Origin of the sequence: Moorena sp. SIOASIH, assembly GCF_010671925.1 — a bacterium.
Lineage (GTDB): Bacteria > Cyanobacteriota > Cyanobacteriia > Cyanobacteriales > Coleofasciculaceae > Moorena.
The window spans coordinates 708,156-723,207 of record NZ_JAAHIH010000004.1 but is presented as its reverse complement, the minus strand read 5'-3'; the positions used below and the strand labels follow the sequence as shown (position 1 = coordinate 723,207).

Below are 15,052 nucleotides of genomic sequence, written 5' to 3'. Positions count from 1 at the left end.
TAACAAATGACTAACCATGATAGAAGACGAAGAACTAAGAAATATTTATAAAATTACCAGCGAAGAACGTTTGCATAAATTGGAAATTGATTTGCTGCATTTAGAAAAGTACCCAGAAGACAACGCTACTTTGGAACAGTTGCTGCGGGAAGCTCACAGCCTCAAAGGAGACTCCAGAATAGCCGGGATAGAGAATGTAGAAACCCTTACTCATGCTGTAGAAGACATTCTCGGGAGCATCAAACGTAAACAAATCGTTTTAACCCCACAGGTTAGCGATCGCCTTTATCAAGTCATAGATGCTATGGGTCTGCTGGTATATGAAGCAGTTACCGGTTCTCCAAGTGGTGTTGATACAGCCTTGATGCTTGACTACTTGATGGCAACAGTTTCACAGCCATTGCAGCCACACCAAAAAGCTGCTCTAGAAAATGGCAATGTTTCCCAACCGGCACCAACTGTTATAGAAGATGAAGACTTGCGAGATATTTATAAAATTACTAGCGAAGAACGTTTGGAGAAACTGGAAGTTGGTTTGCTGCATTTAGAAAAGTACCCACAGGACAACGCTACCTTGGACAAATTGCTGTGGGAAGCCCAAAGCCTCAAAGGAGACTCCAGAATAGCGGGGATAGAGAATGTAGAAACCCTCGCCCATGCTGTGGGAAATATTCTCGACAGCATCAAATGTCAACAGAGCGTTTTCTCCCCACAGGTTAGCGATCGCATTTATCAAGCCATAGATGCCATCCGCCTCTTAGTATACGAAGCAGTTACTGGTTCTATAAGTGGAGTTGATACAGCCGAGATACTTGACCAGTTGATCACAGCATTTCCAGATGTAGGTCAAGACCATGACTCACCCCCTCATGACTCACCCCCTCAAGTAGCTCAATGTGAACCAAGTGAAGCAACTATTGAGGAGTTCCCGTTATTAGGGACTGTACCATTGCTTCCTAGCAAAACTCCTGTAACAGTAACTCAAGAGGTTTCATCAAATCCTAGTGAACCCTACCGGATTGACACCATTCGGGTTCCAACCTCCTATCTTGATGCCTTAATAACACAAACTGGGGAACTAACAGTCACCAAAATTGGCATGGCTCATGCTATGGCTGAAATTGAGGAAGTGGCAACCCTATGGGAACAGTGGAAAGCCTTTCATCGCCAAGGACAATACCTAGATTCTTCATCCATAGGCAGCAATCCTTATGTACAACAGCTAGAACAAAAGATTAACTCTCTAAGAAGTATAGTTCAGGAAAACACTACAAGACTAGACATCATTGCTGGGGAATTAGACGAAAAAATTCGCACTCTCCGGCTTCTGCCCCTCTTCACTGTGTTTCAGTTATTTCCCCGTATGGTAAGGGATTTAGCCAGACAACAATCAAAAGAGGTCGAATTAATCATCGAAGGAGGAGAAACCACTGCTGACAAACGCATCCTGGAAGAAATCAAAGACCCCTTGATGCACATAGTTCGCAACGCCATCGACCATGGCATTGAGACTCCCACTGAACGAGAAAGACTTGGCAAATCTCCTGTGGCCACGATTTGGTTGAGGGGCTACCAAAGAACCAACACCATTGTTATTGAAGTAGCAGATGATGGACAAGGATTAGATATCGATAAAATTAAGCAAACTGCTGTCCAGCGTGGACTCTGCACAAACGAAGAACTGGCACTGATGACTCCCAGACAGATTCACGCCCTGATCTTAGCTCCTGGCTTTTCAACCCGGACATTTATTACAGAAATTTCTGGCAGAGGTATCGGCTTAGATGTCCTACGCACCAAGGTTGAGCAGCTTAACGGCAATATCGAGATCGAATCAACCCCTGGTCTTGGATGTACCTTTCGCCTCCAGCTACGCACAACCCTGTCAACTGCTAATGTACTGCTGGTAGATGTTCAAGGGATTATCCATGGGTTACCGATTGAGTTTGTGGAAACGACTTTACTAGTTTCCCGGGAGCAAATATTTACGATTGAAGGTCGAGAAACCATCGCTTTAGACGGTCAAGCTATTTCTGTAGCGAACCTAGCTGATTTGCTGGAGTTGTCTAACTCTATTGCTTATACCTCTATCGCCACAGTTAAGCAACAAAAGAGCGGTCTCGGACCATGTATCCTGCTTAAGGTGGCAGACGAACAATTCGGATTGTTTATCGATGACCTCTTGGATACTCAAGAGGTGGTGATCAAACCTCAGAGTCAGTTATTAAAGCGGGTGCGTAATGTCACTGGAGCAACTATTCTCGGTACAGGGGAAGTTTGTATGATTCTTAACCCTCCAGATTTGCTCAAATCATTGCAATCCTATCAGCCAACCACATCCATAGTCTCAACCAAACTAAGAGAAATTGTTGAAAGCACGCCAGTAATTCTCCTAGTAGATGACTCGATTACCGTTCGCACCCAAGAAAAACGGATACTAGAAAGGGCTGGGTATGAAGTAGTGACAGCTGTAGATGGATTAGATGGCTATAACAAACTAAACACCCGTCACTTTGATGCCGTAATATCTGATGTGGAAATGCCAAATCTAGACGGATTTTCCCTAACTGCCAGAATTCGTCAGCATCAAGAGTATAACGAATTACCCATAATTCTGGTAACATCTTTGGCTTCCGATGAACATAAGAAAAAAGGTGTCGAAGCGGGGGCTAATGCCTATATAACCAAAGGAAACTTTAATCAAGATTTTCTCCTAGAAACTTTGCAAAGACTTGTTTAATATTGAAGGTTAAGGGGTTTAAGGTTTAAGGTTTAAGGTTTAAGGTTTAAGGTTTAAGGTTTAAGGTTGAAAGGTGAAGGTTGAAGGTTGAAAGTTGTTCGCGTAGCGTGGCCGAAAGGCCAAGGTTAATATTTAAGGTTTAAGGTTGTTCGCGTAGCGTGGCCGAAAGGCCAAGGTTAAATTTGCAATTTTAAATTTTAACTTTAAATTTTTTTAATTATAAATGACTATTCGAGTTTTATTAGTTGAAGATTCACCGATTGCTCTAGTAGTCCTGAAAAGGATTCTGAATTCATCAGAGCAGATTGAAGTGGTGGGAGAAGCTGGAACTGGTTTAGAAGCTTTGAACTTAATTCCCAAAGTTCAACCAGATGTCATTTGTACAGACCTCCATATGCCCCAAATGAATGGTCTGGAGTTGACATCTGAAGTTATGGCGCTCTATCCTAGACCGATTCTGGTGGTTAGTGTTTCGGTACAGCAAGAGGATACTGAGCAGATTTTTCAGCTTTTAGATGCAGGAGCAGTGGATATTTTGCCTAAGCCGTCGGCAGGAATGACAACGGATAATCAGTTGCTCCAGCAGCAGTTGATCAATAAGATTAAAATTCTGTCTGGGGTCAAGGTCTTTACAAAAAACCGAAAGTCTATATTAGGTACAGAAAAGCAGGGGAGTTCTGGGAAAGGGGAGCTTCCGGAAATGGACTACAGCACCAATCAAAATCAAATTGGTGGAGTATCACACACAGCAAATCTTGCTGCTTTCTCTTCTAATTACTATTCCAAACCAAGAGTAGTTGTGATTGGTGCATCTACAGGTGGACCCCAAGCCCTAAACGAGATATTCACTCAGCTACCGTCGAATTTTCCTTTACCAGTAATTTGCGTGCAACACATTAGTCTTGGTTTTTTGCAGGGATTCATCGATTGGTTAGCTAATAGTTGTCCGTTGCCAGTTCAGATTGCTCAACCAGGGGATATGCCAAAACCAGGAAGAATTTATTTCCCACCAGAACAGCAGCATTTAGAATTGGATGCTAGGGGTCGATTTATCTGTTCTGATTCAGAGCCACTGGAAGGACATCGCCCTTCCGTAACTGTCACATTTAAGTCTGTAGCTAAGTTTTATGGCAAAGCTACAGTGGGCATATTGTTGACAGGTATGGGTAGAGATGGAGCGACTGGAATGGAGGCGATCGCTGAGGTTGGTGGCTTGACCATTGCTCAAGATGAAACCACCTCCTTGGTGTTTGGCATGCCTAAAGAAGCGATCGCTCTCGGAGTAGTCAAACAGGTTTTACCAATTGGTGCGATCGCACCGAGATTGCTGGAGTTGTGCTTAATAAATACTAGTTTCTTCGAGAATTGACTGGGTTAAAGAAGATCTGTAGCGCATTTCAGTTGTCTAGTTTTGAGTAAGCCAGAAAAACTCCAAAACCCTCTCCCCTGCTCCTGAGCGCCTCTGCTCCCTTGCCGATTCAATATAGTTGACTTCAAATAATTTCAATCTCATCCAGGCTCGCGATCGCTATATCAGCTCCCTCTAAATGGGCAGCTTCTGGCTTTCCCCAGCAAATACCAATGCAACCCGCTGCACCAGCACGCTTTGCCATCTCAATATCACCGGCTGAATCTCCTACCATTAGGGCGGAAGCAGGTTTTACCCCTAAAGATTGGCACGCTTGTAGGAACAATCTCGGATCAGGCTTACTTATTTCAGAATCCACACCCTGCTGTAATTGGATATAGGGGTCTAGCTGGTGTCGATGGACAAAGGCTTGTACGCCAGCCGTAGAGTCTGCCGATAGAATACCCAGCTTTAAACCAGCTTCCGAGAGGAATTTAAGGACTTCCAGGCTACCGGCAAACATTGGGGAAGTTCCAGCCGCATCTTGCAAGTACTTCTCGGCTTCAACAAAGGCACTGCCAGCGATTGCCAATGACTCTAACCATCCCCGACCAGTCTCAGCAATATAAGCAGCAGCAGCAATTTCATTTTCCCGACTGCTACCCACTGCCATTAATCCGGTAGGGTCAAGGGTGTTATCTTGGACACCAAAAGCCATGAGGAGGGGTTCTCCAATACCAGGGATTTGGGCATCAATTAAACGCGATCGCTTATAGGCTAGTTCTCTTAAATAGACTTGTGAATCCTCTAAGGTACCGTCTTTATCAAATATGACTGCTTCAATATTGGGGAAAGTCACCTTCCCACAACGAATGGTTACCAAGGGTTTATGCCGTTGTTTATTCTAATCAACTTCATTCTACTAGCTAGTTTATCAAGATTCGCACCTGCCAAGTTCTTTGCTCTTGTTCCGGAACAGGGCCATAAACACGGAAACACGCGCCCCTCGTGGTAGCCCCGTGATTTTAATCCGGGGAGTAAACGCGACACGGCAGGCGAGCAATCCCTCGCCTGCCGTCAAAAAAATGTATAATGATGATGTGAGTAAGGACAGACGCCTACGTGAAGAAGCGATTCTAGTACCGGAGAAATACCGACCCTCAACGATTGCATTGCGTTAATCCTCTTGTGAACGGGTAAATAATTGCAGATCGCAGAGCGTATCGAACTGACTGAGCGGTAGTATCCGGAAAGCATTGTCGAAAAAAGAAGTAGCGGGAACTGTCGGTATTAAACTGACAGAACTCAGTAGGGGCGCTTTGACTACGCCTGTAAGAGTTTGAGTATAGATTCTTAACGAATCCCCGTGTCTAATGACCGGGGAGAGGTCAAAGATTAGCCATTAGCCTCAGCTAACGGCTAATTCTTGTTACCGCACCTGGTTGTTACTCGTCTATGGCAGCTGCTACAAACTCTCCCTCTGGCACTGCCTCTTCTTGAGGCTCTTGGGACTCTTGGGGCTCTTGGATCTGTTGAGGCTCTTGAGACTCTTGGGGCTCTTGAACCTGTTGAGGCTCTTGAGGCTCTTGAACCTGTTGAGGCTCTTGAGGCTCTTGGGGCTCTTGGACTTGTTGAGGCTCTTGGGGCTCTTGGGACTCTTGGGGCTCTTGGGTTTCAACCGCTTCTGGAGTCATACTTTCTGGAGTTATACCTTGCTTTTGTGCTAGCATCTTCTCCCGGTACTTCTGAGCCATTTCTTCTGCCTTCTCGAAGACCACTTCCCGGTTGTTAATCATATCTCCCGGTTCTGGCTCTAACTGCTTTGTTGACAGAGAAATCCGACCTCGGTCAGCATCCAAGTCAATGATCATCACTTTCAGTTCATCATTGACATTAAACACACTATGAGGCGTATCGATATGATCATGGGAAATTTCCGAAATGTGCAGCAATCCGCTGACCCCGCCAATATCAATGAATGCACCGTAAGGTTTGATTCCTCGTACTGAGCCAATCACCACCTCTCCGACTTCTAGGCGGTTCATCTTGCGCTCAACTAGCGCACGACGGTGGGATAGTACCAGACGATTACGGTCTTCATCTACCTCCAGAAATTTTAGGGGCAGTTCTTGGGCCACCAAATCTTCCTTGGCTGCCCGAGTGCTAATATGAGAACCAGGAATAAAACCGCGCAACCCTTCAATACGTACCAACGCTCCACCACGGTTAGTGGCGAATACCAGAGAACGCACCGTAGCATCCTCTGCTTGTAGTTGGCGCACTCGCTCCCAGGCTCGCATATACTCAATGCGACGGATAGAGAGAGTCAACTGTCCATCTTCATTTTCATCGGTCAGGATGAAAAATTCCCGTGTTTCGTTGGATTGTAAAACCTCATCAGGATTATCAACTCGATTTATTGACATTTCCTGAATCGGAATATAGGCGGCGGTTTTCGCACCAATGTCAATCAGAGCGCCCCTCGGCTCTAGACTGAATACCGTACCCGGAACTATATCCCCTGGGCTAAAATGATAATCATACTTATCCAGAAGGGCAGCAAAATCTTCGTGAGTGAATCCTATATCTGTAGTTTTTGTTTTCTGACTGAGCATGTGCGTTGTTTGTCCTAGTTTGATTTGGTTTTAATGACTATGCCTCCTGTTGATGTACAAGCACGTCAGCATTGTGCTGCTTACACCGACATTGCGTTGTCCTACTTGTGACATCTCCCACACCTGTTGGGGATCGGGGGTAGGTGTGGGCTTCTCGCCAACCCCAGCTATCGCCATTTCCTTACGGAAACCGATCCGCCTTCGGGTAATCGACAAGCTTTACTATTGACGGGATGCCCCACCGCCAAGTTTCTGATCTTATCTGATTTTAATTGCTCTATTCCAATCAGGTTTTGGGTCTACTGTCAACACCTAAGCGCATTTTCGGCTTTGGTGATCAAATAGACATAAATTTACCCCAATTTATGTCCATTATAATTTATTAGACAAAACCTGACCTGAGCTTTCCGTCGAAAAACACCACCACTACCTTCGACCAAGGGAAGACGCTTGCGCGTTTGGTAGAGGCTAGTAGGCTAATCTCGAACTGATCAGCTGATTTAAGAAGATTTAATTAAGACCAGAGATCCTATTATAACCTAATCGAGATTTTGTTATTAGTATCTTTACCGAACTTTCCCAGGATTTTTGGTCTCTCCTCTATCCCCCCATGGGGGATGTTAGCCTAATAAATGCCAGGGGTACATTCTCCACCAAAGACAAGGCAGGGATACCCCAGCAATCGACGTTTAGCCAGTAGGAATACCAAGTGGTTGCCACTCCAGAAAAATCTCAATCAGTAAAACCTTCCCCAACCCATGGTCACGAGCGAGTTGCAGTTTTACTCATGGGTTATGGAGAAGTCGAAAGCTACGAAGACTTCGCCAACTACAACGAACAAGCCTTAAACTTGCTTACCGCCAAATTTGCCCCAGTCCCCAACTGGATCTATCCACCCTTAGCCAAAATTTTGGCAATGTTTGACTTCCACGAGTGGGGACACCAGCATGACAACTTTATTTCACCCCACAACAAGATTTTTGAACAGCAACGGGCAGGTATTGAAAAACACCTGCAAGCTAAATGGGGCGATCAGGTGCAGGTATTCAAAGCCTTTAACTTCTGCGCTCCCTTTCTGCCAGAACAAGTCCTCAGTGAAATTAAGGAGCAAGGGTTCCAAAAACTGCTGATCTATCCCCTGCTAGTGGTGGATTCCATCTTTACTAGCGGTATTGCGGTGGAACAGGTCAATAAAGCGCTAGAGAAATTAGAGGATGGGGATCAACACTGGATTCAGGGATTGCGTTACATCCCCTCTTTCTATAACGAACCAGAGTACATTAATCTTACTGCTCGATTGGTGGAAGAGAAAATTACTACCGATTTAGCAGCAGCCTATCTGCCTTCCCAAATTGGCATTGTCCTGATGAACCATGGCTGTCCCCACGAAGCTAAAGGATTTGTGTCTGGGATTGACGAAAGTCAGGCATTGTATGAGGCAGTAAGGGAACAGTTGATGTATAAGTATCCCCTAATCTCTGTGGGCTGGCTTAACCACCAAACTCCCTTAATTAAGTGGACTCAGCCTCACGCGGAATTAGCAGCCCAGAACCTGATTAACTTAGGGGCTAAGGCGATTGTGTTTATGCCTATTGGCTTTGCCACAGAGAATCACGAAACCCTCTTGGATGTGCATCACATTGTTCACGCTCTAAAACGTCGTAACTCAGAGGTTACCTACGTAGAGATGCCCTGTGTTAATGATCACCCAGAATTCTTACAGATGGCAGCGGAGTGGGCTAATCCTCAAATTGAGGTAATTTTATCACAAAATGCTCTATCTGTCAATCCCCAGTTGGCAGCTGTGCAGGCATCAAAGCACCATCATCACCATCACCACTGATTCACCAGAGCATTTTATTAGGTTGCTTCATAAAATAGCACCTTCTTGCACCTCCTCCGTTCTGCTCCCGCTGTTCCCCCTCTTCTCCTGTTCTAGGAAAGATGTCACAGAATAGAACTGTAGGCTGGGAATCAATGAAACTTCTCCAATCAGAGGAAAGCCTAGCTGATCCCAGCCCCATAAAGTGACGAGTAACAGGATAACAATTATGGATAATAACGACTGGCTCAAGCAGTTATTGTTGGTTGGGGTTGGCACAACATCAATGGTTGCCGAAAAACTGCGAGAGGTAAGTGATGAATGGGTCAAAGATGGTAAAATCAACTCCGACCAAGCTACCGCTTTTGTGGATGATCTGATGAATCAGATCAAGTCAGAGCAGAATAACTTTGAGAGCAACATGGAACGGCAGTTGCGCAATATGTTGCAGGATTTAGGGGTTCCTCGCCAATCAGAAATGGATGAATTGCGAGGTCGTATTGACCGTCTGGAGCGTCAGGTGCGGGATTTAGAAAATAAGCTCTGGCGTTGATAATCAATTAGGAGAACAGATTTTGAAACAAATTCTGATCAGCATAGGCGTTATAGTAGCCTTTGGGTTGCTTTTGGTTGTGGCTCAAGTGGGTATGGGTAAAAAATCTACCACTGCTGGAGAAATTACCAACACTCAGCCGCAAGTAGTTACAACAGCTAACAGTGCTAACCCAGATGTTAATGATAAACAAGATCTAGCTATGGATTCTAGTTCAGAAAGTGAAACCAATATGGATCAGGCGGTTACAACACCGTCGGGCTTGAAGTACATTGACATAGTTGAGGGTGAGGGAGCAATGCCTGAGACGGGACAGACGGTAGTGGTTCACTACACTGGTACCCTGGAGGATGGCAGCAAGTTCGATAGTTCTCGCGATCGCAATAGTCCTTTTTCCTTCAAAATCGGTATAGGACAAGTGATTAAAGGCTGGGATGAAGGGGTTGGTTCTATGAAGGTTGGTGGTCGTCGTCAGCTGATCATTCCCCCAGATTTGGGTTATGGTGCCAGTGGTGCAGGTGGGGTAATTCCGCCTAATGCTACGTTGATTTTTGATGTGGAATTGTTGAAAATTAACTAATACATTAGCAATAAATTAGCTAATTCAGCGATGAGCTGAATACTTTCTCCCAGTTGGTGAATTCTCGCTGATTGGGAGTTTTAGTTAACATAGGACAATTTGTTGAACTATTTGTTACTCCTATCGAAAGGAGTTGGAACCTGGTGATTATCGAGTATGTTCCGTGACTTTGGATGTAGAATGAATATTCGTAACATTTGTCCTGATGATTACCAACAAATAATTAGCATTCTAGATGAATGGTGGGGTGGACGAAAAATGAGTGATATGCTTCCAAAGCTCTTTTTCGTGCATTTTTGTGAAACAAGTTTCATTGCCGAAACTGATCAAGAAATAACTGGATTTTTAATTGGTTTTCTATCACAGACATATTCTGATGAGGCATATATTCATTTTTTAGGTGTCCATCCTAAATTTAGAAAACAAGGTATTGGTCGTCTCCTATACGAACAGTTTTTTAAAACTGTTCGGAAGTTTGGTCGTATCCGAGTAAGATGTGTTACCTCTGAGATTAATAAAAATTCGATTGCTTATCATTTGCGGATGGGATTTAAAATCGAATCCAGTGATTGCAAATACAACAGTATTTACTACTATCAAAACTATGATGGTTCAGGGCAAAATCGTGTCCTATTTGTGAAACAGTTGTAACTAAAAATCGTTATTTAGGTTTCTTGTTAACCGATAAAAAGTTACCTATTATCAACTATTTTTGTACTGTAAGCACTCAGCTATCAGCTATCAGCTATCAGCTTATGCCCTACGCGGACGCTGTCTTGATGCAGTCGCTCATGGGGGAAACCCCCAAGACCGCGCTGCATCGCTACTTGAGGTGCTTTTTAATAAAAGAGGTAAGCATTGGTTTAATATGAGTTAAGTCTCCTGACGGCTGACAGCTGGCGGCTGACGGCTGTTCGCGTAGCGTGAGCCAAAGGCTCACGGCTGACGGCTGAATGCTTACTTTGTACTGATGTAATATCTAAGTATAACAAGAGCAAAAATAAGCCTCAGTTGTGGTAGGTTACACTCTTTGATTTGCCATATTCAGGAACTTGGTTAACCCAGGTTTAAAGATAAGTTTCACCGTTCCTGTCGGACCATTACGATTTTTAACAATTATGACTTCTGCCGTATCTCCATCTGGTGAATCTGGATTATAATAAGAATCCCGATAGAGCATCATGATTAAATCCGAGTCCTGTTCGATAGAACCCGATTCTCTCAAATCCGACATCATGGGTCGTTTGTTGGTGCGAGATTCCACAGCCCGACTTAACTGAGACAGAGCAACCACTGGGACTTTCAGTTCCCGAGCTAATCCTTTGAGAGAGCGAGTAATCCGAGACAACTCCTGAACTCGATTTTCACTACCACTGCCTTCCATTAACTGTAAGTAATCGATTAAAATTAATCCCAACTGGCTCCCTTGGGCTGCTTGAAGACGACGAGCATGCGATCGCATTTGCATCACAGTCTGGTTAGCGGTATCATCAATATAAATAGGCAACTCTGATAACACACCGATTGCCTCGCTCAAAGGTGCCCACTGATTTTGAGCAATGCGCCCAGCTCTCAAAAAGTTACTGTCAATTTTCGCTTCACTAGCTAACAACCGCTGAACTAGTTGTTCTCTTGACATTTCCAAGCTAAAAATCGCCACTGGCATTTTTTCAGCTACGTTACGAGCAATTCCTAACGCTAAGCTAGTTTTTCCCATTGATGGTCTACCAGCAATGATAATTAAGTCAGACGGACTTAACCCCCCAATTTGGGCATCCAAATCATAGAAGTCTGATGGAATACCAGGCAAATCAATACCCTGATTCCGATTTTCTATATCTTGGAACGTCTGGACTAGGGTTTCAGAAATCGGGATGAGACCTTGCTGAGGACGCAATTGGGTGAGACTGAAAATTTTCTGTTCCGCTTGGTCAAGGACCGTTTCCAATTCCAAAGATGTCTCATAACCCAACTTAAAAATCTCGTTACCGGCTTCGATTAGCTGACGGCGCAGGTACTTGTCCATCACTAACTTAGCGAACCTGTCAATATTGACCGCTGAAACCGTTTGTTCAACTAGCTGAGCTAACTTAGCTTGACCCCCAACTTTCTCTAATAAGTCATTGTCATAAAGCCAGGTAGTAACACTCATCAAATCCGTCGGTTTACCCTGGCTATAAAGTAATAAAGCAGCTTCGTAAATGGTTTGGTGAATCCGGACGTAGAAAGCTTTTGAATTCAGGAAATCAGCAATTCGACCCATGGCTTCCGGGTCTAATAAAATGCCTCCGATAATAGACTCCTCGGCATCAATATTTTGGGGTGGTATAGAGTTACCAAACGCTGAAAAATCTGGTTTTTGAGTCATAGTAAACTAGTCGTCTATTGAGTTCAGGGTAAAGGTCAGCTAATGCGCTACGCGCACGCTACGCGAACAGCTAAAGGCTAACTAATACAATCTGAACAAATTAAGCACCTAAGGTGCGCTTTCCGTGATGGCGTTCCCGTAGCGTGACCTACGGTCAAGGGATTGCTCGCCATCACGGGTCGCACCTGTTGTTTAATTGACAGTTGACAGGATGATACAGTCAACTGTCAACAAACTCAACAAACGATATAATTAAATTATTTGGGAACAACATGAATTTCTACAGTGGCTGTAACTTCTGGATGAAGCTTAATTTCTGCATTATAGAAACCCAGTTGACTAATTTCAGGTAGGGTAATACCTCGACGGTCTATTTCTTTTCCAGTAGACTCTTGGATGGCATCTGCCAAGTCTTGGCTGGTAACAGTACCGAAGATAGCATTATCTTCACCCAACTGCTTCGAGATAGTAAAGCGGTTAATGGTTTGTAGAGCAGTCTTCATCGACTCAGCTTGTCGCTTGATTTCGAGGATACGCTGCCGTTCTTGCTCTCTGCGCCGCTCAACTTGCTTGAGAACACCAGAGGTAGCCCTCACTGCAATTCCTTGGGGAATTAGATAATTGCGAGCATAGCCCGGAGCTACCTCTACCAGATCACCGTCTTTTCCAAGTTTCTGAACGTCTTTGCTTAAAACGACTTGTACACGTTTTACCATAGTGTTTAATTTCGGGTATAGTTTAGAGTGAAGGATAATGCTTCGACAAACATTCAATCTTACGACAATTTGTAAGCGATCGCAACTGAGTACTGATTGCTAATTGCTGATTGCTGATTGCTGATTGCTGATTGCTGATTGCTGAATACTGATTGCTTAGAGCTGGGTGTCAATTAAAACACTTATTAAACCACTTGGCGGATGACATATCCCCCAACAGGCAAAGCCAACTCATCAGTAAGAACCAAAAATCCAGTTTCCCGGAGCCTCTGGATCCTGACTGTAATAGAATTCGGTAACTAGATCTAATATCTCTTGTTTGTCAATGTAACCATCATTGTTCTGATCGAAGCGTCCAAAAATTTCTTCAATTTGACTGTCGTCAATACCGTAAGCCTGAAAAAACTGTCGGTATTCTTCCAGAGTAACTTTATCGTCTTTATCAGAATCTAATAGGAAAATAATCCCTGCTGCTTTAGCATTGACTACTGCTTCGTTACCGTCGGTGTCACTCAGTACATTTTCGTGATAAGTCAACCATTCATCCAAGGTCACTTGCTGGTCTTGATTCTCGTCGGTAAATTTTTGCACGCCATTCCAAATCCTCATGTAAATAGCCAGAAGATTGTCATAATATGGCGAGCCCGGTGTCCAACCCCTGATCGCAGCAAGGTTATCAGTAATCCGTTCAAAATCGGCTTGGGTTAAGACACCGTTTGTTTGCTGATCGTACAGGTTAAACAACCTGGTCAATTTTCTCTGCTGCAATTCGCTAAGCATGGGTTTTTTCTATTGCTTGGATTAACTAAATTTCTTAACTCAACTTTGATTATAGTCCAACTAATCAAGGGACATATTCTCAAGGAAATATGTCCCTTGATCAAGGCTTTATCAATAATCTTAGAATCGGTCTTTCATTTCCCGTAACCGTGCAAATGTCTTAACGGGTTCTTTTGCTTGAACAGCCGATTGTAGGGCAGGGTCTTCCCAACGTAAAAATGGATTGGTGTGCTTTTCAACCCCTAACTGGGAGGGTACCGTTGCCTCTTTACGATGACGCGCCTCTTGGACTTGGGCAAATCTCCCTTGTAAGTCCGGATTTTGACCATCGACACTCAGGGCAAATTGGAGATTTTTCAGGGTGTACTCATGAGCACACCATACCCGTGTATGATCTGGCAAATCCCGTAGCTTGCTCAGAGATTCTACCATTTGGCTTGGTGTTCCTTCAAATAGTCTGCCACAACCGCCTGCAAATAGGGTGTCGCCACAGAATAGTTCACCGGTTTCACCAGAGACTACTGGGGGAAAGTAGTAGGCAATATGTCCTCTGGTGTGTCCGGGAACGAACAAGACTTCACCAATCCGATCACCAAACTCGACGCGATCGCATTCTTCTAAAAACACCTGTTGACCAGGAATCCTACCCCGGTCTTCAGCTCCCCCATATACACACACATCTGGAAACTGCTGCATCAACTGTCGATTTCCCCCCACATGATCCATGTGATGGTGAGTGTTGAAAATAGCCACTAATTCAGCATCCAGTTCTCTCAGACGCTGTAGCACTGGTTTAGCCTCGGCTGGATCAACAACAGCAGCAATATTCCCCTTGGGGTCGTGTAATAAGAAGATATAGTTGTCAGAAAGGGCTGGAAGTCGATGAACCTGCATAGTTTAACACCATCTGTTTAACTTACAATTTATAGTTTTTATTTTTTGCTCAACAACAGATGCTATGTCTATTATACATTACCTACCTCCCCATTTTTTATTATTAGGGATTTTTGTCAACAAGTTTAAAACTTTTTTTGACCTTATTAAGGGTACTATTAAATAGTAGATTTTTGGTTATAAAAACCAACAATTTTATCTTACATAATCCGAATTTAACTGACACGACGTTACCCTTGAACACACTTCCTAAGTAATCAGTAATCGGTAATCAGTAATAGTTAGCGAATCACCAATTACCCATTATCCATTACCAACTCACTATAGGTAGGATTCCTGACACTATTTCATCTTAGAAGTGTATGGATGTTCGGTTAACCCATCACATATTGGTAGTATTGTCAACCTCCATTACTAGGGCAGTGCGCTAGACTAATGATCATATTGGATAGGGACTATTTCTCCCTCGTTGCCCCGTCAGCTATAGCCACCGAAGCAAAGGGCGGCTTCCCTAGCTAATTCTATTACCGATTGTTCTCAAGTCCCAACCCTCAAGAATTTTAATCTCAGTTAAACGCTGCTCTCACAGAAAATTAACAGAAGATGTCTAGATTAAATTATAGGACTTACGCAGAA

At 43.9% G+C, this 15,052-nt stretch carries 12 protein-coding genes; 6 read left to right on the top strand and 6 right to left on the bottom strand.

Annotated elements, in window-relative coordinates; translation table 11 throughout:
- Positions 1-16 precede the first annotated feature (16 nt).
- The gene (locus tag F6J90_RS24420) at positions 17-2,740 is read left to right on the top strand and encodes a hybrid sensor histidine kinase/response regulator (RefSeq protein WP_293099382.1); all 2,724 of its coding nucleotides are present in this window, start codon (positions 17-19) and stop codon (positions 2,738-2,740) included.
- A gap of 223 nt (positions 2,741-2,963) precedes the next feature.
- Positions 2,964-4,109, top strand: a complete 1,146-nt coding sequence (gene cheB, locus F6J90_RS24415; protein WP_293099381.1) for a chemotaxis-specific protein-glutamate methyltransferase CheB — start codon at positions 2,964-2,966, stop codon at positions 4,107-4,109.
- Positions 4,110-4,233: 124 nt separating this feature from the next.
- Here the strand turns inward: cheB and F6J90_RS24410 are convergent, their stop codons facing one another.
- Entirely contained in the window at positions 4,234-4,971 is a 738-nt protein-coding gene (locus F6J90_RS24410; protein WP_293099380.1) for an HAD family hydrolase, read from the bottom strand.
- Positions 4,972-5,533: 562 nt separating this feature from the next.
- Positions 5,534-6,703, bottom strand: coding sequence for a 30S ribosomal protein S1 (locus F6J90_RS24405; RefSeq protein ID WP_293099379.1), 1,170 nt, complete (start codon positions 6,701-6,703; stop codon positions 5,534-5,536).
- Between the two features lie 709 nt (positions 6,704-7,412).
- Between F6J90_RS24405 and F6J90_RS24400 the strand changes: the two genes are divergently transcribed.
- From F6J90_RS24400 to F6J90_RS24385, 4 genes are all read left to right on the top strand, one after another.
- Positions 7,413-8,546 (top strand): ferrochelatase, encoded by a 1,134-nt coding sequence (locus F6J90_RS24400; RefSeq protein ID WP_293099378.1) that lies wholly within the window; start codon positions 7,413-7,415, stop codon positions 8,544-8,546.
- A 208-nt stretch (positions 8,547-8,754) separates the two neighbouring features.
- The gene (locus F6J90_RS24395; RefSeq protein WP_293099377.1) at positions 8,755-9,078 is read left to right on the top strand and encodes a phasin family protein; all 324 of its coding nucleotides are present in this window, start codon (positions 8,755-8,757) and stop codon (positions 9,076-9,078) included.
- A 22-nt stretch (positions 9,079-9,100) separates the two neighbouring features.
- Entirely contained in the window at positions 9,101-9,658 is a 558-nt protein-coding gene (locus F6J90_RS24390) for an FKBP-type peptidyl-prolyl cis-trans isomerase (protein WP_293099374.1), read from the top strand.
- Positions 9,659-9,814: 156 nt separating this feature from the next.
- Positions 9,815-10,309, top strand: coding sequence for a GNAT family N-acetyltransferase (locus F6J90_RS24385; protein WP_293099372.1), 495 nt, complete (start codon positions 9,815-9,817; stop codon positions 10,307-10,309).
- Between the two features lie 370 nt (positions 10,310-10,679).
- On the opposite strand, the gene dnaB is transcribed toward F6J90_RS24385, so the two are convergent.
- From dnaB to gloB, 4 genes are all read right to left on the bottom strand, one after another.
- The gene (gene dnaB / locus F6J90_RS24380) at positions 10,680-12,026 is read right to left on the bottom strand and encodes a replicative DNA helicase (RefSeq protein ID WP_293099369.1); all 1,347 of its coding nucleotides are present in this window, start codon (positions 12,024-12,026) and stop codon (positions 10,680-10,682) included.
- A 257-nt stretch (positions 12,027-12,283) separates the two neighbouring features.
- Positions 12,284-12,742 (bottom strand): 50S ribosomal protein L9, encoded by a 459-nt coding sequence (gene rplI, locus F6J90_RS24375; RefSeq protein WP_293099366.1) that lies wholly within the window; start codon positions 12,740-12,742, stop codon positions 12,284-12,286.
- A gap of 234 nt (positions 12,743-12,976) precedes the next feature.
- Positions 12,977-13,522: an EF-hand domain-containing protein gene (locus tag F6J90_RS24370; protein ID WP_293099363.1), complete on the bottom strand. Its 546-nt coding sequence runs from the start codon at positions 13,520-13,522 to the stop codon at positions 12,977-12,979.
- A gap of 120 nt (positions 13,523-13,642) precedes the next feature.
- Complete coding sequence (gene gloB, locus F6J90_RS24365; protein WP_293099360.1) at positions 13,643-14,416, bottom strand: hydroxyacylglutathione hydrolase; 774 nt, start codon at positions 14,414-14,416, stop codon at positions 13,643-13,645.
- Between the last annotated feature and the right edge of the window lie 636 nt (positions 14,417-15,052).

Bases quoted from the DNA above. Each gene is read 5' to 3' on its own strand.
- F6J90_RS24420 (WP_293099382.1), top strand. From the start codon at position 17: ATGATAGAAGACGAAGAACTAAGAAATATTTATAAAATTACCAGCGAA.
- cheB (WP_293099381.1), top strand. From the start codon at position 2,964: ATGACTATTCGAGTTTTATTAGTTGAAGATTCACCGATTGCTCTAGTA.
- F6J90_RS24405 (WP_293099379.1), bottom strand. From the start codon at position 6,703: ATGCTCAGTCAGAAAACAAAAACTACAGATATAGGATTCACTCACGAA.
- F6J90_RS24395 (WP_293099377.1), top strand. From the start codon at position 8,755: ATGGATAATAACGACTGGCTCAAGCAGTTATTGTTGGTTGGGGTTGGC.
- F6J90_RS24385 (WP_293099372.1), top strand. From the start codon at position 9,815: ATGTTCCGTGACTTTGGATGTAGAATGAATATTCGTAACATTTGTCCT.
- dnaB (WP_293099369.1), bottom strand. From the start codon at position 12,026: ATGACTCAAAAACCAGATTTTTCAGCGTTTGGTAACTCTATACCACCC.
- rplI (WP_293099366.1), bottom strand. From the start codon at position 12,742: ATGGTAAAACGTGTACAAGTCGTTTTAAGCAAAGACGTTCAGAAACTT.
- F6J90_RS24370 (WP_293099363.1), bottom strand. From the start codon at position 13,522: ATGCTTAGCGAATTGCAGCAGAGAAAATTGACCAGGTTGTTTAACCTG.
- gloB (WP_293099360.1), bottom strand. From the start codon at position 14,416: ATGCAGGTTCATCGACTTCCAGCCCTTTCTGACAACTATATCTTCTTA.